The organism is Sphingobium sp. (genome assembly GCF_036170395.1).
GTDB lineage: Bacteria > Pseudomonadota > Alphaproteobacteria > Sphingomonadales > Sphingomonadaceae > Sphingobium.
Genome location: NZ_JAVHPD010000047.1, coordinates 123817 through 145210 on the forward strand (window position 1 = coordinate 123817; position 21394 = coordinate 145210).

Here is a 21394-nt window from a genome sequence, read left to right on the forward strand (position 1 = left end):
TGGAAGCGCCATGAGCAGGCAATTTTTCGGCACCGACGGCATTCGCGGGCGGACCAACCAGTGGCCGATGACCGCCGAATTGGCGATGAAGGTCGGCATGGCGGCGGGGACGCATTTTCAGCGCGGCAGCCACCGGCATCGCGTCGTCATCGGCAAGGACACGCGGCTGTCGGGTTATATGGTCGAAAACGCGCTGGTCGCGGGTTTCACCGCCGTGGGCATGGACGTGGTGCAGTTCGGCCCCATTCCGACGCCCGCCGTCGCATTGCTCGCCCATTCGATGCGGGCGGACCTGGGGGTCATGATCTCCGCCAGCCACAACCCCTATTTCGACAATGGCATCAAGCTGTTCGGGCCGGACGGCTACAAGCTGTCGGACGAGGACGAGCTGAAGATCGAGGCGCTGCTGGGGCAGGATATTCCGTTGGCCGCGTCCAAGGATATCGGCCGCGCCCGCCGGGTCGAGGATGCGCGCGGCCGCTATATCCACGCGGTCAAATCCAGCTTTCCCGCCGAGCTGCGGCTCGACGGCCTCAAGATCGTGGTCGATTGCGCCAATGGCGCCGCCTATCAGGTCGCCCCTTCGGCGCTGTGGGAGCTTGGGGCAACGGTGGTCGCGGTGGGGGTCAGCCCCAATGGCACCAACGTCAATGACGGCTGCGGATCGACCGCGCCCTTGCTGTGTCAGGAAACGGTCGTGTCGTCGGGCGCGGACATCGGCATCGCGCTGGATGGCGACGCGGACCGGCTGATCGTGGTGGACGAGAAGGGGCAAATCGTCGACGGCGACCAGATCATGGCGCTGATCGCGAGCAATTTCGCGGCGGCCGGCACGCTGCGCGGCGGCGGGCTGGTGGCGACGGTGATGTCGAACCTGGGGCTGGAGCGGTTTCTGGCCGGGCGCGGCATCGGGCTGGAGAGGACCAAGGTTGGCGACCGCTATGTGCTGGAGCGGATGCGCGAGGGCGGCTTCAATGTCGGCGGCGAACAGTCGGGGCATATGATACTTAGCGATTATGGCACGACCGGCGACGGCACGGTGGCAGCGTTGCAGGTGCTGGCGGCGCTCGTGCGGGCGGGCAAGCCCGCGAGCGAGGTGCTGCACCAGTTCGATCCGGTGCCGCAATTGCTCAAGAATGTACGCTTCGCCGGCGGCAAGCCGCTGGAGCATGAGGATGTCCGGCGCGTGATCGCGCAGGCGGAGGCGGAGCTGAACGGCGCGGGGCGGCTGGTTATCCGCCCGTCGGGCACCGAGCCCGTGATCCGCGTGATGGCCGAAGGCGACCGCGAGGATCAGGTGCGCGACGTGGTCGAGCGCATCTGCGCGGCGGTCGAGAAGGCGGCGGCGTGAAGGGTTTTTTGCTTCGTCATCCCAGCGAAGGCTGGGATCCCGCTTCTTCGGAGGTGAAGAAGAAAAGTGAGATGCCAGCCTTCGCTGGCATGACGGTGGTGGTCGATGCTTGAAATGCGCCCCGATTGCGAGCGCTGTGGCGTCGATCTGCCCGCCGATGCGCCGGGCGCGTTTATCTGTTCGTTCGAGTGCACTTATTGCGCGCCGTGCGCCGAGGCGCTCGACGATCGCTGCCCCAATTGCGGCGGCGAGCTGATGGACCGGCCGACGCGGGTGGGCAAGGCGCTTGCCGGGAACCCGGCATCGAGCGAGCGCAAATTCAGGGGATGACCGCGCGCATCCTCATCATCGCCGGGTCGGACAGCGGCGGCGGCGCGGGCGTTCAGGCGGACATCAAGACGGTGACGCTGCTGGGCGGCCACGCCATGACCGCGATCACCGCGATCACGGCGCAGAATACGCTGGGGGTGCAGGCGGTGCATTTGGTGCCGACCGATATGGTGCTGGCGCAGATCGACAGCGTGGTGAACGACATCGGCGTCGATGCCGTGAAGATCGGCATGATCGGCAGCGCGGAGACGGCGAATGCGGTGGCGGAGAGGCTTTGTTCGCCACCTTTTGTTGAAACGAAAGAGATCGCCGCCGTCTCTTATCCTGATCAGGTCAAATGGGAGACTAGGGAGCGGGTCACACGGGTCGAGAAAATTCCGATCGTTTTCGATCCGGTCATGGTTGCGACGAGCGGAAGCGCGCTGGCGGATGAAGCAACCATAGCGGTTTTTCACCGGCTGATGACGCTGGCAGATGTCACCACGCCTAACATCCCTGAGCTGAAAGTGCTGTCCGGGATGTCGACTGTCGATGCCGAATCCCGATTGTCTGCTGCGCGCGCATTGGTCAGAGCATCCGGAAAGCCACTGCTGTTGAAGGGCGGGCACGGGAGAGGAAGAACCATTCGTGACCTGCTGGTATGGCCAGGCGGCTCCCTTAGTGAATGGCAAGGCGACCGCATCGATACCGATCATAGTCATGGGACCGGCTGCACTCTTGCAAGCGCCATAGCGGCAGGCTTAGGCGAAAGCTGGCCTTTGGAAGCCTCAATCGACCGCGCTAGACGCTATGTCCGCGCAGCATTGGAAGGGGCGCCGGGGCTTGGGTTGGGCCATGGCCCGATGGGTGTGCCGCTGGGGTTTGACGCTGATGTCTAATTGCGGCCCTGACTTCGCCCATGAACTGAGCCATCATCCCGGCCTTGTCGCCGGGGTGGACGAGGCGGGGCGGGGGCCGCTCGCAGGGCCGGTGGTCGCGGCGGCCGTCATCCTGCGCGTCGAGGATTGCCCCGATGGCCTCAACGACAGCAAGCAGCTGAGCGCGGCGAAGCGCGGGGTGCTGGAGGGGCAGATCAAGCGCCGCGCGCTGTGCTGGGGCATAGGCGTCGCCAGCGTCGAGGAGATCGACGCGATCAACATCCTGTGGGCGACGATGCTGGCGATGACTCGTGCGGTCGAGGCGCTAACCCATGATTGCGCGCATGTGCTGGTGGACGGCAATTTCAATCCGAATGGGCGCTGCCCGCAATGGCGCTGGGCGTCGACGGCGGTGGTGGAGGGCGACGCCAAATGCCTGTCGATCGCGGCCGCTTCCATCCTTGCCAAGGAGGCGCGCGACCGGATGATGATCGCGGCGGCGGCCGAGCATCCGCATTATGGCTGGGAGACGAACAAGGGCTATGGCAGCGCCCGGCACCTGGCGGCGCTGCGCGAACATGGCCCGACCCCGCTCCACCGCCGCAGCTTCGCGCCGGTGGCGCAGCTCAGCCTGCTTTAGGGAGCGACGCTCACCGACCGAACCGGCTGAACCTCCGCATAAGGCATGATCGCTTTCCCATCGGGCGCAGCGGTGAAGCTGGTTTGGGTGGGGTAGGCGAATTCGATCCCCTCTGCATTGAAGCGCTTCCAGATGGCGAGACCGATGCGGTGGCGCATCTCGAAATAGTCGTGATGGTCGGGATCCGGCACGTCGAAATTGAGTTGATAGTCGAGGCTGCTCGCGCCGAACTGGACGATGCCCGCGTTGACGAAGATCATGCCTTCGGCCTCCACGATCTCCTTGAGGATCGTGGGCAGCGCCTCCGCCTTCTCTTCTGCCGTCTGGTAGATGATGCCGATGGCGTAGGTCACACGGCGCTGGGTCAGGGTCTGGAGGCTGGTGATCTCCTTTTGCAGCAGGTTGGCGTTGGAGATGACCTTCTTCTCGCCGCTCATCGCGCGCAGGCGCGTGCTTTTGAGGCCGATTTTCTCGACCCGTGCCGTGGTCTGATCGTAGGTGATGATCTCGCCCCGGCGGAAAGGCTTGTCGAAGATGATCGAGAGAGCGGCGAACAGGTCGGAGAAGATGCCCTGTGCCGCGAGGCCGATCGCGATGCCGCCGATGCCGAGGCCGGCGACCAGGCCGGTGACGTTGACGCCGAGATTGTCGAGCACCACGATCGCCGCCACCGCGAACAGCGCGAAGCTGACGAGGACGCGGATGAGGCCCATGGCGTTGGCGAGCGTTTCGCTGCCGCCATCTTCCGCCAGGGTGCGCCGCTCGATGAGGCCGAGGATGATCTCCCGCGCCCAAATCGCCGCCTGGAGCACGGCGGCAATGGTGAAGAGGAAGGCGACGGTGCGGTGGAGCGAGGCCGGCGCGTCGGCATAGCCCACCACCAGGCGGGCGGCGACCAGCACCATGAAATAATGGGTGGTGCGCGCCGCCGCGCGGCTCAGCACATTGCCATAGCCGAGCGAGTCGCCCCGCGTTCCCCGATTGCGCTTGCCGAACTGGCGGATCGCCGCGAGCGCGAGATAGATGAGGATGCCCGCGCCGGTGCCGATCGCGATCGACGCATAATGGACCTGCACCCAGTCGATGGTGCTGTGCCACATTTCGACGAAGTTGGGCGCCTTCACCTGGAACGCGGGCAGCGCGGGGTCTTTCTTGTCAGCCATGTCGCCCTATTGGCCCAGATCAGGCGGCCGCTGCAAGCGGGGCGCAGTCGGCGACGCTGTCGAGGAAGGCGATGAGGCCGCGCTCGCCGCGCGAGAGATAGCGGGTGCGACGCGGCAGGCGCAGGCCCGCGCGCCATTCATCCTGCCCGTCGCGGCATAGGGCGATGAGGGCGGGATGGACATAGCTTTTGCGGCTGATCGCAGGCGTGTTGCCGAGCGCCTGCGCGACCGGTTCCAGTAGCTGCTTCAGCGACACATGCCCTTCCGCCAGCGTCTCGAAAGCGATGGTGGACGCGCCCCAGGTGCGGAAATGCTTGGCGGTGAAGGGGCCGCCCATCGCTTGCGCGATATAGGCGTTGACGTCGCCGGAACTGATCGGGCGGGGATCGCCGTTCTCGTCCAGATATTGGAACAGATGCTGGCCAGGGAGATCCTGCACCTGCCGCACGAAGCGCAGCAGGCGCGCGTCGGTGATGGTCTGCTGCTGCTCCTTGCCCGATTTGGCGCGGAAGCGCAGCGTCAGCGACTTGCCCGACAGGTCGACATGGCGGCGGCGAAGCGTCGTGGCGCCGAAGCTCTTGTTGACGGTGGCATAATGTTCGTTGCCGACGCGCAGCTTGGCGAGGTCGAGCAGGCGCACGACGGCGGCGATGGTGCGGTCCTTGCGCAGCCCGCGTTTGGAGAGGTCGCTTTCCAGCCTGGCGCGCAGCTTCGGCAAGGCGCGGCCGAAATCCGGGCAGCCGGCATATTTCTCCGCCTCTCGCGCGGCGCGAAAATCGGTGTGGTAGCGATATTGCTTGCGCCCCCGGTCGTCATAGCCGACCGCCTGGATATGGCCCCAGGGCGACGGGCAGAACCAGCAGTCGCGATAGGCGGGCGGCAGGGCGATGCGGTTCAGCCGGTCGATCTCGTCCCGGTCGGTGATGCGGTTGCCGTCAGGGTGATAATAGGCCCAGCCGCGCTTCAGGGCGCGTCGCGTGATGCCGGGGATGCTGTGGTCTGCGTGGGTGACGACGTCTTGGGGCATGTCTGTCCTTCTCATGCCGCAAAACCCGCCGTTCATCGCTTCGTTCCGCAACCCTTAGGGGCTGCGGCCCGTTGAACGGCATCCCGCCTAACCCAGGAGAATTGCCATGCCGTCCGTCGAACAAAGCCGTATCCTGATCGTGGCCACCGACGGGTTCGAGCAGTCCGAACTGTTCGATCCGCGCGAAGCGTTGATCGAAGCAGGCGCGCAGGTGACGCTCGCCTCGCCCAAGACCGATCCGATCCAGGGCATGAAGCATGACGAGAAGGGCGACACGATCACGCCCGACATGACTTTGGATCAGGTCAATATCGAGGAGTATGACGGCCTGCTGCTGCCTGGCGGGGTCGCCAACCCTGATACGCTGCGGACCAATGAGAAGGCCGTCGAGATCGTCCGCAACTTCACCTTGTCGGGCAAGCCGGTCGCGGCGATCTGCCATGGGCCATGGCTGCTGGTCGAGGCCGATGTCGTGGACGGGCGGACGGTCACGTCCTGGCCCTCGGTCCGCACCGACCTTGCCAATGCCGGCGCGAGCGTGGTCGATCAGGAGGTCGTGGTGGACGGCAATCTCATCACCAGCCGCAAGCCGGATGATATCCCGGCCTTCGTCGATGCGTTCAAGACAGCCGTGGCGGCTGTAGCCAGAGCGGACGCCTGACGGGCGGCCTTGCGCCATCGACCGGCTGCCATGGCACCGGGCGGCGGCGCAGCACCGAGAGGTGCGCCAGCGCCAGCGTGGCGCAGACGAGGCCCGTCGGCAGGGCGAAGGGCAGGCTGGCGGGTAGCGCGAGCGGAACGACCGCAGCGGCGGCTGCCCCGCCGAGCGCGATGGCGAGCGCCCGTGCCTCCCCATCGGGACCGCGCATCCACAGGAGACAGGTGGCGATGCCGGTCATGAAGGCGATGACATAGGCCATGGTCTCGCTTGCCGCCGCGCCGGCGAGGGCGATCAGCAGCGCGAGGATCAGCGCTACCAGGGGGCGGCTGAGCTGTCCCAGCAGATGGGCGCTGATCGGATAGACGAGCAGTTCGCTCAGCAGCGCCGCGCTGGCGACCGCCATGGCGCTGCGCGAATCGCCGGCCACCAGCGCCGCCACCGCCGCCGCGCCCCAGGGGATCAGGCGGCGCGGGGCCATGCGGATATGGCTGATCCAGGCGGCCGGGCCGCCGCGCAGATCCCAGCGGCGATCGGCGAGGCGCAACTGAAAGCCGCCGAGGAGGAACAGCGCGCTCACCGCATAAGGCAGCAGGGCGGGGGCAACCATGGGACTCGCGAGCAGCAGCCCCAGCAACAGGCCATGGGCCAGGCCCAGCGCGCGCAGTTCGCCGCTCATGCCGGCGCCTGCTGCCGCCGGGCGGCGAGGGCGAGGTTGAGGCCGCGCTGCGCCTCCGCCTTCTTCAGCCGGGACAGATAGGTGTCGAGCCCGATCTGTAGGGCGAGCATCATGAAGATGAAGGGCTGGTAAGCGATACCCACGAACAGCGATCCGATCATGTAGACGATATGCCCCTGTTGCAGCGCGAGGGCGAAGGGCGCGACCCAAGCATCGTCCGGCCCGTCGCGCTTACGATAGGCGCGGCGGATAGATTCGGTGCGGATGAAGCAGATGAGGTGGATCAGCGCCCAGACGGCGAAGCCGAAATAGCCCTGTTCCCCCAGCATCTCGAAATAGGCGCTGTGATAGGCGCGGCCCTTGTCGGTGACGAGCCGGCGCTCGATCCGCTTGGCGTCGCCTTCGCCCACGGTGCTGGTGGCGAAATAGGTGAAGCTGTTCTGGAGATAATTGTCGAAGCCGCCACCGCCCGGATGCTGCTTCACATAGTCGAGCGTCCACATCCATACCGCGACGCGGGTGGCGGCGCTTTCGTCGCCCTGGTGATTTTCGATCGTCTGCATCCGCTGGGTGAAGCTTTGCGGCAGGAAGGGGATGGAGACGAGCGCGGCTAGCACGATCAGCGGGCCGTAGATGAATTTGCGCTTCGAGCGCAGCAGCATGAGGCCGGCAAGGATCACCAGGCAGACGAGCCCGGTGCGCGCTTCGGTGCCGATCGGCATCAACATGCAGGCGAGGCAGAGGCAGTAGCAGAACAGCTTCACGCGCCAGTCGGGCGGGAAGATAGTGCCGTGATTGGTGAACCAGAGGATGAGCGGGATCAGCGAGATGGCGACGCAGGAAATGATGCTGCCTTCATAGAGGCCGCTGTTGTTTTCGACCATGAGATTGAGCACGCCATAGCCGCCGCCCGACAGCGCCGTCTTCATGCCGCCGTTGATGATGATGGTGCTGGCGCACAGGATCATGAAGAGGGTGAGCGCCTCGATCCGCAGCCGCGTGCGCAGCACCAGCGGCAGGAAGATGCCGGCGATGATCGCCTTCCACACCCAGTTCCATTTGGTCAGCGCCTCGACCGGGAAATCGGCGGTCATGGTCGTATAGCCGCAATAGCCGACCAGCACGAGCATCAGCATTTGCCGCACCGAGAATCGGCAATCCTTCTTGTCGTCGATCAGCAGCCAGGAACCCACCATCGCGGCGAAGGCCATGGCCGAGATGGGAACGGAATTCAGCAGCATATAGGAAAGCCGCTGGGGCGAGACGATGTCGATATAGCAATAGAGGGCGACCAGCAGGAACGGCCGGCGCAGGCCCATCAGGCCGAACACGCCGAGAAAGGCGAGGAAGAAGAGGTCACGCATCGTCGCTATGCTCCGTGCGCGGCGGATCGCGGTCCAGATCGGCGCGCGGCAGCAGCCGCCAGGCCGCGAGCAGGATCACGCCATGGCTGATCAGGAGGGACAATGCGTCGATCATTCGCTTGGCAGGTCTTCAGCGCTTCCGTTCGGTTCGAGCAGCTTCGAGCAAAGTCGAGAAGCGTCAGTCGAGAACGGCGTCTCGACTTCGGTTCTCGGCAGGCTCGAACCTCCGCTCGACGTGAACGGGTTGCTGTTCGGCAGACCTTTCGTAGCGCGACAGAGTTGACGGGCCGTTAAACCTTTTCCGGCAAACAGGGCGGGCTATGACACGCATCCTCCACGTGCTGGACCACAGCCTGCCGCTGCACAGCGGCTATACCTTCCGCACCCGCGCGATCCTGCGCGCGCAGATCGCCAAGGGCTGGGAGGTGCGCGGGATCACCGGCCGCCGCCACGTCGCCGAGGGACCGGCTGAGGAGATGGTCGACGGCCTGCGCTTTCACCGCACGCCGGGCGAGGCGTCGGGCGGCAATCCGCTGATCCGCGAGTGGCGCGACATTTCCGCTCATGCCGATGCGATCGAGGCGCTGGTGCGGCAATGGCGGCCCGATGTGATCCACGCCCATTCGCCGGTGCTGAACGCGCTCGCCGCGCAGAAGGTGGCGAAGCGGCACGGCCTGCCGATGATCTACGAAATTCGCGCCTTCTGGGAGGATGCGGCGGTCGGCAACGGGACCGGCACGGAAGGCAGCCCGCGCTACTGGCTGACGCGGCAACTGGAGACCCATGCGGTACGCAATGCCGATGCGGTCGCGGTGATCTGCGAAGGGCTGCGCGGCGACCTGATCGCGCGCGGGATCGACCCGGCCAAGATCATCGTGTCGCCCAACGGCGTCGACCTGGAGCAGTTCGGCGATCCGGTAGCGCGCGACCCTGCGCTGACCGACCGGCTGGGGCTGGCGGGGACCGATGTCGTCGGGTTCATCGGCAGCTTCTATGATTATGAGGGGCTGGACGACCTGATCGCGGCGATGCCCAAGCTGGTGCGGGCGCGGCCCAGAGCCAAACTGCTGCTGGTCGGCGGCGGACCGATGGAAGAGGCGCTGCGGGCGCAGGCGATGGCCTCGCCCTTCGCCGACCATATCGTCTTCGTTGGCCGCGTGCCGCACGATCAGGTCGAACATTATTATGCGCAGGTCGACATATTGGCTTACCCGCGCAAGGCGATGCGGCTCACCGAACTGGTGACGCCATTGAAGCCGCTGGAGGCGATGGCGCAGGGCCGGCTGGTCGCGGCGTCGGATGTCGGCGGGCATCGCGAGCTGATCGAGGATGGCGTTACCGGCACGCTGTTCGCGCCCGACGATCCGGCGGCGATCGCGGCGGCGCTGGCCGGGCTGTTCGCGAACCGCGACGGATGGGAGGCACGGCGCGCGGTGGCGCGGGCTTTTGTGGAGCGCGAGCGTAACTGGTCGTCAAACATTTTGCGTTACGAACCTGTTTACCAGCGGCTGCTGGGCCGGCCCTGCGCCGACCGGGCGGCCGCCTGAACGGAAGGAAGCAAGCGCGGATGCCGAATACGGCGCGCAACGGGGCGATGATGACGGGGCTGGCGGCGCTCGCCGTGGCGCTCATCATCCTGTGGGCGCCGGTGGGCTTGGTCGAGATGGTCGTGGCGTCGAGCGGGCTCAGCGAAGCGGTGCCCGCCGCCGCGCCGCCGCTGGGCCTCAAGGCGCGGCTGATGCTGGCGGGTTTCGGCGCGCTGATGGCGGCGGGCGTCGTGAGCGCGACTCGCCGATCCGCCGGGCGTGACGAGCCGCAGAGGATAGAAGAGGGACGCCAGGATCGCGTCCAGGGAGCAAAGACTATGGGTTTCGCATTCTCCAAGCTGACCGCGCTGGCGCGCGGACGGGCCGCCGCCAATGAGGCCGACGCGCCGGTGCTGCGCCGGGCCGACGCCCATCCCGACGCGCCGCCGCGCCCGCCCATCTTCGCCAGCCGCGATTTCGACGGGCTGGAGATTTTCGGCCGGCCGGAAGGGAGCCGCCGACCGCTGGTCGCCAATCCCGAGCCGCAGCCCGAATCGGTGTTGCCGCCCCCGCCTTTCGCCATGCCAAGCGCGCCCGCGCCGCTGAGCGAGGCCGAACTGCCGCAGCCCGCCTTCGCGCGCGCACCTGCCGCTGCGCCGGCCTTTGCCGAGCCGCCGCGCTTTGCCGCGCCGATCGCCGTCTCGCCGCCGGAGGTCGAGCCCGCGCCGACGCCCGCCCCGCTGCCGCTGCGGTTGCCGACGCAGGGGCTGTCGGTCTCTGAACTGACCGAACGGCTGGAGCGCGGGCTTGCCCAGCGCAGCCGCGCGACGGTGCCGCCGGTCGCAGGGCGCGGCGTCATCGCCGACATGCCCGCCGCCCAGCCCGTGCCGGTGCGCGAGGCGGTGGCGCAGGACACGGACGAAGCGCTGCGCGCCGCGCTCGGCGCGCTGCGCTCCATGGCGGGACGCCGCTGAGCGCTCACCAGTCCTGAATGGTGAGCGCCGACAGTTCGACCCACAGGCTTGTCGCGTCGGCGTCGCCATCGTCGATGCTGATATCGGCCAGGAAATGACCGCCGAGACGCCATTCCGCCGTGTCGATATCGGCAAGGAAAGCGTCGCAGCGGGCCAGATAGTCCGTGCCGCTGAAGCGGAGGCGGATAATATGGCGCCGCCCCTCGAACAGCGCGCTGGCCCAGGGGCGGCTGGTCGCCCGCTCGATCACCGTGGGTTCGCCCGCGCGCGCCAGCATCTGATCGAGCAGGCGGGGCAGCGGATCGCCCCGGCGATTTCCTATCGGTTGATTTCGGATGAGGTTCGTGGCTGTGCCGCGCCATTTATTACCCACTTCACCGATGCGGGATATTGCGGGGGTTTTTGGGGACGTATCGGGATGAGATGCCCGGAAAAATGGGCTTTTCGCGGGTTTTTCGTCTTCGGGACTGCAAGTGGGAAATTTGTGGCACTTTACGTTGCATTGGCATCAATGGCGAGGTTGTGAACCGAGAAAATCGGGGCAAATCCGTGAGAGCTTTCCACTTGTTGCACCGATCGCTCCCCACCCTCCATTTCCCACGGCTTTACGGGGCGTTTGGCGCCGTCGCGGTTCCGTTGGCGGAGACCGAAGTGGGAAATGAAAGCGGGAAGCGAAGAGAGCATCACACCAGCTTGGAGATGATGAGCTCGCGCGCGCGCTGGGCGCGCCCGATGCCGCTTACCTGATAGGTCGTTTCCACCTCCTCGATCGCGAACCCCCTGAATATATCGCGGACGGTTGGGTGGTCGTTAAGGCTGAGAATGAAGCGGCCTTTCAGCATCCCCAACAAGGAGGCCATTTCGGCGAATTCCTCCTGACCGAACATTCCCGCTCCGTAGTCGCCCTCGCAATCGAAGTAGGGCGGGTCTAGATAGAACAGCGTTTCCGCGCGATCGTAGCGCCGCAGGAAGTCCTGCCAGCGCAGTCGCTCGATCGTGACCGCTGAGAGACGCTCATGGATCGCCTCGAGCATAGGTTGGAGCTTCGTCACATCAAAGCGACTCGGCCGGGATGGCGCTACGCCGAAAGAGCGGCGCTGGACTATGCCCCCAAAGGCCATACGCTGTAGATACAAGAAGCGCGCGGCGCGCTGCATGTCCGTCAGTGAACGGGGCTCCTGCGCCAACAGCTTCTCGAAATTCGCGCGAGAGGCGATTTGAAAGCGGATCATGTCAAGGAATGCCACATAGTGGTGCTGCAAGACGCGGAAGAACGTGGAGACGTCCTCGGACCAGTCGTTGATAACCTCCGACCGCGGGCGCATGTCGCGTCGCAGGAAGATACCTCCCATGCCCACAAAAACCTCGGCGTAGGTGGCATGGGCCGTAGCGTTGATGCGGCTGATGATCCGCTTCGCGAGATTGCGCTTGCCGCCGATGTAGGGTGCTGCGGGTTGAACAGGGCTGACTGGCAGCAGCGTTCCTGCAACTCCCTTGCAAGCTGTTTGCATAATGCCTGAAAATGGACTCGACTCTATCACGTTGTTCTCTATTTGATCACGCCGTCCAGCGTTGGATGGCGGGATGGTTCCGGCTTTGGCCAGCCGGGTCGTGACGGGTCATATCCGTCGGCTTGGGGCGTTGACGCGCCCCATCCCCCGCCCAACGGCGGCGAATGTCTGATACGTATGACGCTCGGCGGTTTTGGGCATCACACAATTGCCCCGTAGCCGAAGTTGGGCGTGTCTCCGCCGCTCAGCATCAGCCGCTGACCCGCAAGCCGAAGGTGCGTCTGGTCAACGTCATAATAGCCGGAGGCGTTGTCCTGAGCGTCGGTGGACGTTTTGAACTTTGAGTCGCCACCCGCCGTCACGTCGTATAGGTGGAGCACGCTCAGCCGCCCGTCATAGGTCTGACCGGGTCCCGCCAAGCAGTCAGCTAGGAACGTCGGATTAGGTAGGTGATTGGCAGGGTCCGCCACCAGCAGGCGGATCGCTTCAAGCCGCTTCTGGATCGTGTTCTCGGCACCGATGACATTCGTTGTGACGGCGGTATCAGGTCCGGCGATATTTGCCACGTGGACGACTTTCCAGCCGCGCTGCAGATAGCCAGTGGAGCCGCTGTTGTAGAGCGCTGTCAGGGCCGAATAATATTGGGTGGAATTTAGCTTGCCATTTGTCTCGGCGACGTCATTGCGACCGATTTGACACGCGACGATGTTCTTGTCCGGCCCGCCCGGGTAGAGCGCGTTGAACATCGTGTTGGCAGCATCGCGCTTGGCGACCAAGTTGGAAACCTGGTTGCCGCTCTCGCCCAGGTTGATCACCCGGAGGCTGGCAGGGACTTGCAGCCCGCCGGGATCGGTCATGAGCATCGCGATATTGCCGCCGCTCATCGGGTCGGTCGGCAGTGCGGTGGGGACAGCGTTCGTGATGCTGTCGCCAGTCAGGATGAGCTGGCCGTCGATGGCGGGAATGGCATAGTTGGCGACCATGGCGGCCGCGATCGCGTCAGCCTGCGCATTCGTGAGGGACGCGGACCAAAGGGTGAATTCGTAAAGATCGAAGAAGCCACCCGCCGAGCTTTGGGCCTGTGAACCCAGCGTCAATCCGTTGGATGCAGCCGGGACGGCGCCAATGACACCGCCAACGCACCCTGTCGAGGTGACGCCCGATTGCGCCACGCTGGCGGCGTCAGCGTTGACGTAGAGGCGCTGGCCGCCATTGGCGGTGGTGCGCGATGCGACGCCGATCACTTGAAGCTGCGCGCCGGGGATGGCTTTGTAGCCATTGACGACGTCGGTAAAAGCCCCGATCCCGGCACCATAAAGCCATGGCGCGCTGTTGCTGGCGACGACGGTTCGAACCGTGGAGCCCCCGCTATAATTGGTGTTGGTCGCATCATCGGTGTAGGCCGAATAACGCGGCGAGAAGAGATTGACGCTGTTCTTTCCAAGATGAATGCGCGCCACCATGAAGCAGGCGACGGCTCGTGCCGACAGGGCATTCAGCGCATTGGAGACGAGCAGCGCATCGGCGCCGCGAAAGCGCCAGAATTTGCGCCCCAGCGCGTCTGTCATTTGGACAGGGCCGATCGTGGCTCCAGCGAAGCTGATGCCCGACAAAGCCGCGAGGCCGGCAAGATCGGGGCATGCGGTGACGCGATTGGACCCGTCCAGCGTGGCGGCTTGGCTGTGGGGGTGATAGTGAATTGTCGGGACGACCGGGTAGGCTGTGGCGGCCAATCCCGGCGCGGCGGACGGGGGGCTCGCGCCGCCTAGCCGCGCGCGGCGGCTACCATGTTGGAAGCCGAACCCGATCATTAAGCGTATCCAATAATGGTGGTTTGGCCGCTCGTGCCGGTGGCACGGACATGGGTAGCACGGACGGGGATAATCTCGCCGGCCAAAACCGGGTGCGAGACGTCGTCTTCTTGCCCGACCGGCCGGAACTTGATCACTCCGTCCCCGTCCGCACGAATGCCCTTGGTGACAAAAGGAAGTTCGGCGGCATCGTTGGGGGCGATGACGAAACAGCGACTCGCCGGGGACCAGCGTTTGTCGCCTTCGTAGTGGAATGGGTCTTTCACGTCATACTCCTGCTGCTGAGAGGAAGAGGGGAGAATTGAAAATTAGGGGCTGGTGCGCTAACTAGGGCGGGCGATGCGCGCGACGCGGTGAACTCTTCCCTCCGTAGCGCGAGGCTAAGGCCGTCGAACGCTTAGCAGGGGACAGGAAGTCCCTGCCGCGCATCGCACTCTTCCCCATCATTGGCGTCTATCCACGAGGATGGTCAGGTTGCGCGTCTCGGCCGCGATGTTGCGTGGGCGGCTGCGATGAAAGCTGACCAGCACCGGCAGTTCATCGCCGGTATCCTGACGGACCACGGCTTTCCAGATGTTGCCGGCCGCATCGGCGAAGAAGATGAGCTTGCTGTTGCCCTGCTGCGCGACCACCAGCGCCCGCGCCATGATGTCGGGCAGTAGGCGATAGTCGTCGGTGGTCAGTTCGGGATGACCGCGTGAGATTTCCGGCGCATCGCCGCGCTGCTTCCTGTAGACGCCTGCAGGCATTACGATGACCCGGCTCCGGGCCTGCATCGCCGCCTGCTGAGCGGGGTCGAGTATGGCGACAGGAAAGGCGCCATGCGGCGCGGCAAGGAATTGGTCGAATGCCGCATCGGCGACGATGTCGCGCAACGTCCGGTCGGCCTCCGCGTCAAGGCCGGCGTCCACCGCGTCACGGAGAGATGCCACTGTTTTGGCGGTGATGGCGCGAAGATGCGCCGTGCCGGGATTGTAGCTGAAGCCGGGATCGATGCCGTCCGGCACCATGATCGGTTCGCCGCTGGCCGGCACGAACTGGCGCGCCCCTTGCGGCAGCTTATCGTCCGGTGTGACGGTCCAGCCCATGCGCTTCATCTTGCGCTCGGAAACCTGCTCGAAATGGCATTTGCAGCCCCATCCGTTGGGCGGGAAATGCGTCTGCCAAAACGGATGATCAACCGGCAGCAAAATGCCATACCAAGTCTTATGGAGAGGGCGCTTATGCTCCGACGTCGAAGGCAGGTAGCGGAGGTAGGGGTAGACGTCCTTTTGCCGCTGAATGCGGGTCCAATGGCCTGCCGCCATGCTCATGCGGACGTTGGTGCCGTAGATGGTCTTGAGGCGGCGGGTGTTGACGATGATGGTGTCGTCGGTGCCGGTCAGCTCACGATTGGAAACGGCGCCCCACCAGCCGGCCTTGCGCAGTTCGGGCATGATGCCCGATTTCCACTCCTCGAATGTGCCGCCGTCGCGGATGGTGCCGCCGATCGACGTCTGCAGCGCGCGCAGGAGATCGAGCTTGGCGATCTTGGCCACCGTAAAGGCGACTGCATGATTTCCATGCATCATCTCCGACCAGGCGACGGTTGGCTGCAGCGTCCCGCGCGCCTCGAAGGCACGAACGACATCGTCCGGTTTCAGGAAGATGGAATAACCGAGGGCGTCAGCCATTCGGGGTCTCCACATTATGTAGGGCGCGCGTCACGCGATCCGCAGGGGCTGCGCCCCTGTTCCCATGCTGATGGCTAGATCGACGGCGCGCCCGGCGTGGTGGCCTCGCCAGTAATCATTCTCCAGCCGCCCTCGTTTGGTCGACGGAGCTCGACTGCTCACTTCGGACAAGCTGGCGAAGCGCCGTGCGATGTATTGGTCGATCTTCTCATGCTGATCGACCGGAGGCATTAGCGCCTTGATCTTGCTGTAGACCGCGTAAGCCCATGCCTCGCAGAACACATCCGCTCGCTGGCGCTTCCGGGCCGGCCTGCAGCGCTTGAGGGTGGTGCGGATATAGTCCTGCCTAGCTCCTTTCAGGCGCCGGAACAGGACCGCAAATGCGTAGCTTGCAATCTCCGGGGCAGGTCGCGGTCCGATGTAAATGCGTTGAAGATCGGCAGCGATGATCACTTTGCAACCCACGGCGTGCCGAACTGTCCTGCAAAGGAGTGCCTCCCAAGTAGGTGGTCGCTGGGTCATCGACCCCTTGGCGGATGCTTCGCCCAGTTCCGCCAAGGCAATGTCGTCGAGCGTAATGCCATACTCGTCCATCAAGGCGCGGGCCTTGGCGAGAGCGGCTGCGGCTTCATGCTCGTTGCCGCTTCTCGCCAGCGCTAGACATTTCTTTATCTTCGCGAGCAGGGCTTCCGTTGCGCGGCTCATTGGCGCCTCACCGGGGATGTCAACGCGCGGTCATCCCGCGCGCAATCCGGGCATTGGCATTCGTCGCCCATGGAAGCCGGTTGGCGGACGAAATCAGGGGTTATTTCGACGGCTGCGGCGTCGAGCAAACGGCGGAAGATATCGATCACGTCCGCCTCCATTCGAGGATATCGAAATCGTGACCAATCAGCGTCCAGCGCGTCGGCAACGGCTTGCCCATCACTGGCCAGCTGCACGAAGCCTCGGTGCCGCAGCGCAGGCGCACTCGCACACGGGCGCCTGCCGCTTCCGAAGCCGGAATGAGATGTGCGGGGCACGGCTGATCGGGAGATTGCGGGTAGAAGACGGGTGCGACGCCCGTGTTGGGACGCCATGTCATGCCGTCACCTCGGTGGGAGCCTGAGAGGCAGAGCCGAGCTGCACTGCAAAGCCAGCCCGTTCGATCGCCTGGATCAGCGGAGCATCGTCCATCGCGCCCAAGGCATCGGCGAGAATAGCTCGCGCCTCAGTCTCGCTGTCAGCGGCGAGGAGGCGTTCGATTATGGTTCCCGTCATCGCCGTTGCGACGCGGTATCCGTCTTCGGCAATCATCCTGTCGACGATGCTATCGGCGTCGTCGTGACCGTCGTCGTCCATCTCGGCGAAGCTGGTGACGGTAGGGCGCTCCGTAAGCTGCTCCTGCCAGTCAGGCTGGATGGTTTCGAACCGCTCCGGCCCGAACACAAGGCGACCCTGATAGGGTGCGACCTTCGCGATATCGAGGTCGCCCGGATCGTAGGTCAGGGTGACGTGCGGCAGGTAGGACGGCCAGTCCCAGCTAGCGCCGGCCTCCGCCATCTCCCGATGACGCCATTGGAGGTCGGGCGATTGAAAGAGCAGTGCAACGGCGCTGCCGCCGCCCAGGCGCTCGACCAGGCGTGGCCCGCCGGGTCCGACGACGACTTCGCCACTGGAGCCAAAATGGCCCATGGCAAACCAGTTTACGGGCCGCTTGGAGTAGATGACGGTGACATGCAGTTCCTCGGCCGGGAGCGTAGCTTTGAAACCCTGTTCCAGCGCCCAATCGAGCAGTTCGCCAGCGTTGAGCAATTGCCGATAGACATAGAGCGGACGTGGATCGTCGGCCGCGAAGCTCACCGCCTTCGCTGCCGCGTCTTCGGCCACCAAATCGAGCGGCGGCCCGCCATTATGGCCGCGTCGGTCGGGCTGCTGCTGTTTGGAGGGAGGCGCGGAGGGCGCCTCAGGATCATCGTGGCGAACAAAGCCTTCTCCATAGGTGTCCTCGAAGCTGTCCTTCGTGCGAACCCACCCCAGGCCGGAAAGCGTCTGGTCGGTTTCGGCCTGCGCCTTGGTATCTTGCGGTTCCTCGACGATGCGGCGGACGATTGGCGCGGCGACGTCCGGCCCGAAATTGAAGTCGGTCCACCAGCGGGCGGCCTGGGCGGTGAAGCTGTCAGTCAGCTGGTCAGCGTCCGACTTGACCACCTCCAATTTAACGTCCGCATGGACTTCGCCCTGGGCGCGCGATGAGCCATTGTCGGTGGTCATCGTCTGCGACAGCACGATCTTGCTGATCGCTGCGTCCATGTAGAGGCAGAGGGTGTGAAAGTCGGTGGTGCCGGAGGTGGCCGCCGTCAGCAGATCGACCGCGACATCTTCGGGAACGATGAAGCCGCTGTCAGTCGCGATGGCCTGCAGTGCAGCCAGCAGCTTCGTCTGTTCTTCTCGCGATGCGCCGCGCGGATATTTGCCGATGGCGGTCGGTGTTCCAAACTTGTCGAGGAAGATGTTCCAGAAGCGGATGCCGTTACGTTTGAACAAGGTCGGCCAGTAGAGCCAGTGTGCAAGTCCCTGACCATATGGCTGGTCGTCGTCCGCCGCGCCGACGGAATGGACCCAGAATTTGCGCTCCGGCAGGATTTCGCCCTGCATGTTGCCCGGCGTCAGCATCCGCAGCCGATCTTGGTCATCGTAGCGGAAGCGTCGGGCATGGCGGACCTTCAAGCCGACAAGGTCGAGCAATCCGTCCCGATAGCCCCACATCAGTTCGCCGACGCTGTAGCCGTTGAAGGTGGCCATCAACATCTTGTCGGTGATGCGATCCCAGGGCAGGCGCTTCATGGTCCGATCGAACGCCTCGGCCGCCTTGGCTGCACGCGGGTCTTCATCATCGCCGGCAAGGACATTCCAGTCGCGCGCGACCACGGCGCCGATGCGCTGCTGCATCGTCGACTTGACCTGATCGTCATTGAAGACGACGTCATAGGCGCCCCAATCGACAGCCGTAGAGAGTTTGGGGTCCTTCGCCTCGCGCAAGCCACGCACCCATGGCTGGGTGATGTCGCGGCCGTCGCGGGTGGTCGCGATCTCTGTCAGCAACTCGGCCGAAGGGGTCGTCAACGACGTCGATCGGACGCGCGAGCGGTAGGGAGCGGGTCGCTGAGCCATCAGAAATATAGTCCGCTGGGGCGGCGCCGGACGGTGCCGAAGCCGGTGGTGGTGATCATGGTTTCATCGGCGCCGCTGCGCAGTTGGTGGAGCGGCTGGACTTCGATCGGCCCGGCAAATTCGCCAGCCGCGTTGACGCAAAGAGCTGCCGCCCAGAAGCGGTCACCATGCCCGTCGCTCTCGCCGTCATGGACGAGACGCACCGCGCCGGTCGATGTAACGGCCTTGGTGATCGAATGCAGATCGTCGCGCAGGTAGATGTCGCCGGCCGGGATGCGGAACTTGCGGTCCTCCATCCGATCCTTAAGCATAGTGGCCAGGGCGAACTTGGTGGGGAGCGTGAAGGTGACGCCTTCGATGCGGAACTTGCCCAGCAAACCCTTGGCCTGTTCGACGAAGGGCAAACCCATGCCCGTTTCGTCGATCGAGGCGCGGGACGCCCGATCGCGTTGCACCACATCCACCAGCATCTGCATTTGCGCCTGAAATGGTGCGCGCCGCATGGTGATGATTTCGCGCGGATAGAGGGTGTCGCCTAGCTTTTCCGCGACCCAGATGCAGGTAAGGTCCTTCTTCCGGGCTATGTCCATGCCGATGAAGACTTCGGCGTTGGTCTGCCCGATCGGCTCGCCGGTGATGTCGTCCCTGGTCTTTACGCCATCGGTGTATTCTATGACGCGAAGACGGCCGTAACCGGGGGTTTCGGCCTTGTTTATGAGGTCGAAATCGAGCCATGCCGTGGCCTCGTCCAGCCACTTCAGCTCGAATTCCTGCGCCCATAGGTCCGCGTCGCTCATGCCGGCGCGCAATTCGTCGATGTTGCGGTCGAGGCCGGCGGCGACGGCCTGATAGATGTCGACCATGTGGCGCGACCAGATCGAAGGGTTCGCCGTCATGATCTCGTAGAATTTGTTGCTCTTGCCGTTCGGCGTCGAAATGACGCGCAGCTTCCACCCCTTGGAGATGACTGGAAAAAGGGCGCCCCAAATGGCCTTGCTGTCTTTATGGAAGGCGAATTCGTCGAGCAGCGCATTGGCGGAGAAGCCACGCGCTGTATCGGGATTTGCGGGCAGTGCGGTGATGCGCGATCCGCCGGGAAACTCGACTTCGAAGGTTCGATAAGTGGCGCCTGTCTCTTCGGATCGCCAGTCGCCCTGGAAGACATCGGGCGCTACGCCCTTCAGCCCGTTGTAGAGCGTCCAGAACGCCTTGGTCATCGGCTTGACGTTTTCGGTCATCGCCTCCATCGCCTGCCGCTCGCCGCGCGACAGGATGACCCAGCGGGTGCGCTTGCCCGTCAGTTCGGCTTCCACGCAGTCGTCGACCAGCTCGGCGCAACTGGTGAAGGTCTTGCCCGTCTGGCGCGAGAACATGCCGGCTTTGAAGCGCGACTTGTCCGCCAACCATGCCCGTTGATAGGGATGGAAGTGGATAAGCCTATGCAGCTCGTCTCCAAACGCCAGATCAGCCATTATTCGGCGAAGCCGAGATAGCGCCGCGCCTCCGCCAGGGCGGCCGGATCGATACGACCTTCGTTCCCGGCCGCATCCAGTTGCCGACGCATCTCCTCCTTGGCTTCCTTCTTCGCCTCCTCGCGAACACGAGCGTCTCGCTCCGCGTCCAGCTTGGCGGAAGACAGCAATTCCTTCGTGGCCTTAGCCAGGAAGTGAAATTCCTTGGCGTCGATCTCCGGCTCTTCCTCCGCCGCCATGGGCAGGATCATGCGTGCACCGATGCTGGTCAGCATCTGCACCATGAGCTTGCCCTCAGCATTGTCGGTGCTGCCGAATTCTGACGCGAAGGCTTCGGCGACCACGCGCATGTCACGCTGACGCTTCGCCAGTTCGCCATATTGCTTGGCATAGCGGCCGACGGCGGAGCGGGAACGATCGTGACCAAGCGCGGCGAGCCTTTCGACGATGTCGTCAATCGTCGCTCCGCCGTCGAGCGCCTGGACGACAGCGGCTTGCACCTGCGGCGGCAGGCTCTTGATGGACGATTTGCGCCCCATCAGCGCTTGCCAGTCTTGTGGCGCCAGATGCCGTCCAGCTTGAGGCGGCCCTCTGCGACTTCGATACCGTTGGGCAGGATTGCGGCGACGGTGTAGGGGCCGAACTCGGTGATTTCGAGCAGGCGCATCTCATGCTCGGCGAGCCAGCGCATCTGTTCGGTCACGGCCGGACGCGGGAAGCGGTGCCCGAGGCCGGTGAGCATGATGGTCAGGACGTCGTCATTCTCCTCGCCGCCCACGTCGTTGACAAGGTCGAGGATGGCGCGCCGGATGAGCGGCAGGATCGCGGCGGGGATCATCGCCGGACGCTCCGCTCGATAAGGAGCTGAAGATAGTCGTTGGCGGTGTCGAGCTGATCGGCGATGCCTTCGCTGCGCGCCTCGACCGCGCTCAGCCTCTCAGCGAGCTTGGCAACGCCTTCCAGCAACTCGATGCGCGTGGGTGGATCGTCCCGTTCTTCCTTGAGGGCCTGAATGGCGACCTTGCAGGCGACCTGATCCACATCGATCTTGTCGACCTTGATCGAGAGCGCGTCGAAATCCTCCTTCGACGGAAATTTCTGGCGCAGCCAGAGGAAGCCGGCGAGCAGAATGACCGGCGTGATGGTGGACGCGATCGGCCAGAGGTCGAGAACGACGCGGAACCAGCCCGGCATGTCAGGGCCTC

Annotated in this window: 23 protein-coding genes; 7 read left to right on the forward strand and 16 right to left on the reverse strand. The window is 64.6% G+C overall.

The window, feature by feature from the left end:
• The first annotated feature begins 10 nt into the window (after window positions 1-10).
• The 4 genes from glmM (at window position 11) to V2B31_RS12905 (ending at window position 3178) form a co-directional block, all read left to right on the forward strand.
• Window positions 11-1351 carry a phosphoglucosamine mutase gene (gene glmM / locus V2B31_RS12890; protein WP_328279125.1) on the forward strand — a complete coding sequence of 447 codons (1341 nt, stop codon included), beginning with the start codon at window positions 11-13 and terminating at the stop codon, window positions 1349-1351.
• 105 nt (window positions 1352-1456) lie between these two features.
• Window positions 1457-1681, forward strand: coding sequence for a DUF1272 domain-containing protein (locus V2B31_RS12895; RefSeq protein WP_328279127.1), 225 nt, complete (start codon window positions 1457-1459; stop codon window positions 1679-1681).
• Complete coding sequence (gene thiD / locus V2B31_RS12900) at window positions 1678-2559, forward strand: bifunctional hydroxymethylpyrimidine kinase/phosphomethylpyrimidine kinase (protein ID WP_328279129.1); 882 nt, start codon at window positions 1678-1680, stop codon at window positions 2557-2559. Before V2B31_RS12895 ends, thiD begins: the two co-directional genes overlap by 4 nt.
• Entirely contained in the window at window positions 2552-3178 is a 627-nt protein-coding gene (locus V2B31_RS12905) for a ribonuclease HII (RefSeq protein ID WP_328279131.1), read from the forward strand. Before thiD ends, V2B31_RS12905 begins: the two co-directional genes overlap by 8 nt.
• On the opposite strand, the gene V2B31_RS12910 is transcribed toward V2B31_RS12905, so the two are convergent.
• Together V2B31_RS12910 and V2B31_RS12915 are read right to left on the reverse strand one after the other, a co-directional pair.
• On the reverse strand, window positions 3175-4341 hold the full coding sequence (locus tag V2B31_RS12910; protein ID WP_328279133.1) for a mechanosensitive ion channel family protein: 1167 nt from the start codon (window positions 4339-4341) through the stop codon (window positions 3175-3177). The two genes, V2B31_RS12905 and V2B31_RS12910, sit on opposite strands and share 4 nt — an antisense overlap.
• A gap of 19 nt (window positions 4342-4360) precedes the next feature.
• On the reverse strand, window positions 4361-5368 hold the full coding sequence (locus V2B31_RS12915) for a DNA topoisomerase IB (protein ID WP_328279135.1): 1008 nt from the start codon (window positions 5366-5368) through the stop codon (window positions 4361-4363).
• A gap of 106 nt (window positions 5369-5474) precedes the next feature.
• Between V2B31_RS12915 and V2B31_RS12920 the strand changes: the two genes are divergently transcribed.
• Complete coding sequence (locus V2B31_RS12920; RefSeq protein ID WP_328279137.1) at window positions 5475-6029, forward strand: type 1 glutamine amidotransferase domain-containing protein; 555 nt, start codon at window positions 5475-5477, stop codon at window positions 6027-6029.
• On the opposite strand, the gene V2B31_RS12925 is transcribed toward V2B31_RS12920, so the two are convergent.
• Together V2B31_RS12925 and V2B31_RS12930 are read right to left on the reverse strand one after the other, a co-directional pair.
• Window positions 5989-6705 (reverse strand): hypothetical protein, encoded by a 717-nt coding sequence (locus V2B31_RS12925; RefSeq protein WP_328279139.1) that lies wholly within the window; start codon window positions 6703-6705, stop codon window positions 5989-5991. The two genes, V2B31_RS12920 and V2B31_RS12925, sit on opposite strands and share 41 nt — an antisense overlap.
• Window positions 6702-8069 (reverse strand): putative O-glycosylation ligase, exosortase A system-associated, encoded by a 1368-nt coding sequence (locus V2B31_RS12930; RefSeq protein WP_328279141.1) that lies wholly within the window; start codon window positions 8067-8069, stop codon window positions 6702-6704. The genes V2B31_RS12925 and V2B31_RS12930 overlap by 4 nt, the downstream gene beginning before the upstream one ends.
• 320 nt (window positions 8070-8389) lie before the next feature.
• Here V2B31_RS12930 and V2B31_RS12935 point away from each other — a divergent pair, with 320 nt between their 5' ends.
• Window positions 8390-9616, forward strand: a complete 1227-nt coding sequence (locus tag V2B31_RS12935) for a TIGR04063 family PEP-CTERM/XrtA system glycosyltransferase (RefSeq protein ID WP_328279143.1) — start codon at window positions 8390-8392, stop codon at window positions 9614-9616.
• A gap of 20 nt (window positions 9617-9636) precedes the next feature.
• Window positions 9637-10569: a hypothetical protein gene (locus V2B31_RS12940; RefSeq protein ID WP_422247444.1), complete on the forward strand. Its 933-nt coding sequence runs from the start codon at window positions 9637-9639 to the stop codon at window positions 10567-10569.
• 4 nt (window positions 10570-10573) lie between these two features.
• Here the strand turns inward: V2B31_RS12940 and V2B31_RS12945 are convergent, their stop codons facing one another.
• From V2B31_RS12945 to V2B31_RS13000, 12 genes are all read right to left on the reverse strand, one after another.
• Window positions 10574-10942 carry a hypothetical protein gene (locus V2B31_RS12945; RefSeq protein ID WP_328279145.1) on the reverse strand — a complete coding sequence of 123 codons (369 nt, stop codon included), beginning with the start codon at window positions 10940-10942 and terminating at the stop codon, window positions 10574-10576.
• 310 nt (window positions 10943-11252) lie between these two features.
• Window positions 11253-12080 (reverse strand): DNA adenine methylase, encoded by an 828-nt coding sequence (locus tag V2B31_RS12950; protein ID WP_328279267.1) that lies wholly within the window; start codon window positions 12078-12080, stop codon window positions 11253-11255.
• Window positions 12081-12280: 200 nt separating this feature from the next.
• The gene (locus V2B31_RS12955) at window positions 12281-13891 is read right to left on the reverse strand and encodes a hypothetical protein (protein ID WP_328279147.1); all 1611 of its coding nucleotides are present in this window, start codon (window positions 13889-13891) and stop codon (window positions 12281-12283) included.
• The gene (locus V2B31_RS12960) at window positions 13891-14157 is read right to left on the reverse strand and encodes a spike base protein, RCAP_Rcc01079 family (RefSeq protein ID WP_328279149.1); all 267 of its coding nucleotides are present in this window, start codon (window positions 14155-14157) and stop codon (window positions 13891-13893) included. Before V2B31_RS12960 ends, V2B31_RS12955 begins: the two co-directional genes overlap by 1 nt.
• Window positions 14158-14334: 177 nt before the next feature.
• The gene (locus V2B31_RS12965) at window positions 14335-15564 is read right to left on the reverse strand and encodes a phage head morphogenesis protein (RefSeq protein WP_328279151.1); all 1230 of its coding nucleotides are present in this window, start codon (window positions 15562-15564) and stop codon (window positions 14335-14337) included.
• A gap of 30 nt (window positions 15565-15594) precedes the next feature.
• Window positions 15595-16269: a DUF2786 domain-containing protein gene (locus V2B31_RS12970; RefSeq protein WP_328279154.1), complete on the reverse strand. Its 675-nt coding sequence runs from the start codon at window positions 16267-16269 to the stop codon at window positions 15595-15597.
• Window positions 16266-16418, reverse strand: coding sequence for a hypothetical protein (locus V2B31_RS12975; RefSeq protein WP_328279156.1), 153 nt, complete (start codon window positions 16416-16418; stop codon window positions 16266-16268). Before V2B31_RS12975 ends, V2B31_RS12970 begins: the two co-directional genes overlap by 4 nt.
• 226 nt (window positions 16419-16644) lie before the next feature.
• Window positions 16645-18669: a phage portal protein family protein gene (locus V2B31_RS12980; RefSeq protein WP_328279158.1), complete on the reverse strand. Its 2025-nt coding sequence runs from the start codon at window positions 18667-18669 to the stop codon at window positions 16645-16647.
• 47 nt (window positions 18670-18716) lie between these two features.
• The gene (locus V2B31_RS12985) at window positions 18717-20189 is read right to left on the reverse strand and encodes a terminase large subunit domain-containing protein (protein WP_328279159.1); all 1473 of its coding nucleotides are present in this window, start codon (window positions 20187-20189) and stop codon (window positions 18717-18719) included.
• On the reverse strand, window positions 20189-20728 hold the full coding sequence (locus tag V2B31_RS12990; protein ID WP_328279161.1) for a phage protein Gp27 family protein: 540 nt from the start codon (window positions 20726-20728) through the stop codon (window positions 20189-20191). The genes V2B31_RS12985 and V2B31_RS12990 overlap by 1 nt, the downstream gene beginning before the upstream one ends.
• Complete coding sequence (locus V2B31_RS12995) at window positions 20728-21027, reverse strand: hypothetical protein (RefSeq protein ID WP_328279163.1); 300 nt, start codon at window positions 21025-21027, stop codon at window positions 20728-20730. Before V2B31_RS12995 ends, V2B31_RS12990 begins: the two co-directional genes overlap by 1 nt.
• Window positions 21024-21383: a hypothetical protein gene (locus tag V2B31_RS13000; protein WP_328279165.1), complete on the reverse strand. Its 360-nt coding sequence runs from the start codon at window positions 21381-21383 to the stop codon at window positions 21024-21026. The genes V2B31_RS12995 and V2B31_RS13000 overlap by 4 nt, the downstream gene beginning before the upstream one ends.
• Window positions 21384-21394: the final 11 nt, after the last annotated feature.

What these genes read in the sequence shown, in the direction of transcription:
- glmM (WP_328279125.1), top strand. Translation starts at nt 11, where the DNA reads ATGAGCAGGCAATTTTTCGGCACCGACGGCATTCGCGGGCGGACCAAC.
- V2B31_RS12895 (WP_328279127.1), top strand. Translation starts at nt 1,457, where the DNA reads ATGCTTGAAATGCGCCCCGATTGCGAGCGCTGTGGCGTCGATCTGCCC.
- thiD (WP_328279129.1), top strand. Translation starts at nt 1,678, where the DNA reads ATGACCGCGCGCATCCTCATCATCGCCGGGTCGGACAGCGGCGGCGGC.
- V2B31_RS12905 (WP_328279131.1), top strand. Translation starts at nt 2,552, where the DNA reads ATGTCTAATTGCGGCCCTGACTTCGCCCATGAACTGAGCCATCATCCC.
- V2B31_RS12910 (WP_328279133.1), bottom strand. Translation starts at nt 4,341, where the DNA reads ATGGCTGACAAGAAAGACCCCGCGCTGCCCGCGTTCCAGGTGAAGGCG.
- V2B31_RS12915 (WP_328279135.1), bottom strand. Translation starts at nt 5,368, where the DNA reads ATGCCCCAAGACGTCGTCACCCACGCAGACCACAGCATCCCCGGCATC.
- V2B31_RS12920 (WP_328279137.1), top strand. Translation starts at nt 5,475, where the DNA reads ATGCCGTCCGTCGAACAAAGCCGTATCCTGATCGTGGCCACCGACGGG.
- V2B31_RS12925 (WP_328279139.1), bottom strand. Translation starts at nt 6,705, where the DNA reads ATGAGCGGCGAACTGCGCGCGCTGGGCCTGGCCCATGGCCTGTTGCTG.
- V2B31_RS12930 (WP_328279141.1), bottom strand. Translation starts at nt 8,069, where the DNA reads ATGCGTGACCTCTTCTTCCTCGCCTTTCTCGGCGTGTTCGGCCTGATG.
- V2B31_RS12935 (WP_328279143.1), top strand. Translation starts at nt 8,390, where the DNA reads ATGACACGCATCCTCCACGTGCTGGACCACAGCCTGCCGCTGCACAGC.
- V2B31_RS12940 (WP_422247444.1), top strand. Translation starts at nt 9,637, where the DNA reads ATGCCGAATACGGCGCGCAACGGGGCGATGATGACGGGGCTGGCGGCG.
- V2B31_RS12950 (WP_328279267.1), bottom strand. Translation starts at nt 12,080, where the DNA reads ATGCAAACAGCTTGCAAGGGAGTTGCAGGAACGCTGCTGCCAGTCAGC.
- V2B31_RS12955 (WP_328279147.1), bottom strand. Translation starts at nt 13,891, where the DNA reads ATGATCGGGTTCGGCTTCCAACATGGTAGCCGCCGCGCGCGGCTAGGC.
- V2B31_RS12965 (WP_328279151.1), bottom strand. Translation starts at nt 15,564, where the DNA reads ATGGCTGACGCCCTCGGTTATTCCATCTTCCTGAAACCGGACGATGTC.
- V2B31_RS12970 (WP_328279154.1), bottom strand. Translation starts at nt 16,269, where the DNA reads ATGAGCCGCGCAACGGAAGCCCTGCTCGCGAAGATAAAGAAATGTCTA.
- V2B31_RS12985 (WP_328279159.1), bottom strand. Translation starts at nt 20,189, where the DNA reads ATGGCTGATCTGGCGTTTGGAGACGAGCTGCATAGGCTTATCCACTTC.
- V2B31_RS12990 (WP_328279161.1), bottom strand. Translation starts at nt 20,728, where the DNA reads ATGGGGCGCAAATCGTCCATCAAGAGCCTGCCGCCGCAGGTGCAAGCC.
- V2B31_RS12995 (WP_328279163.1), bottom strand. Translation starts at nt 21,027, where the DNA reads ATGATCCCCGCCGCGATCCTGCCGCTCATCCGGCGCGCCATCCTCGAC.
- V2B31_RS13000 (WP_328279165.1), bottom strand. Translation starts at nt 21,383, where the DNA reads ATGCCGGGCTGGTTCCGCGTCGTTCTCGACCTCTGGCCGATCGCGTCC.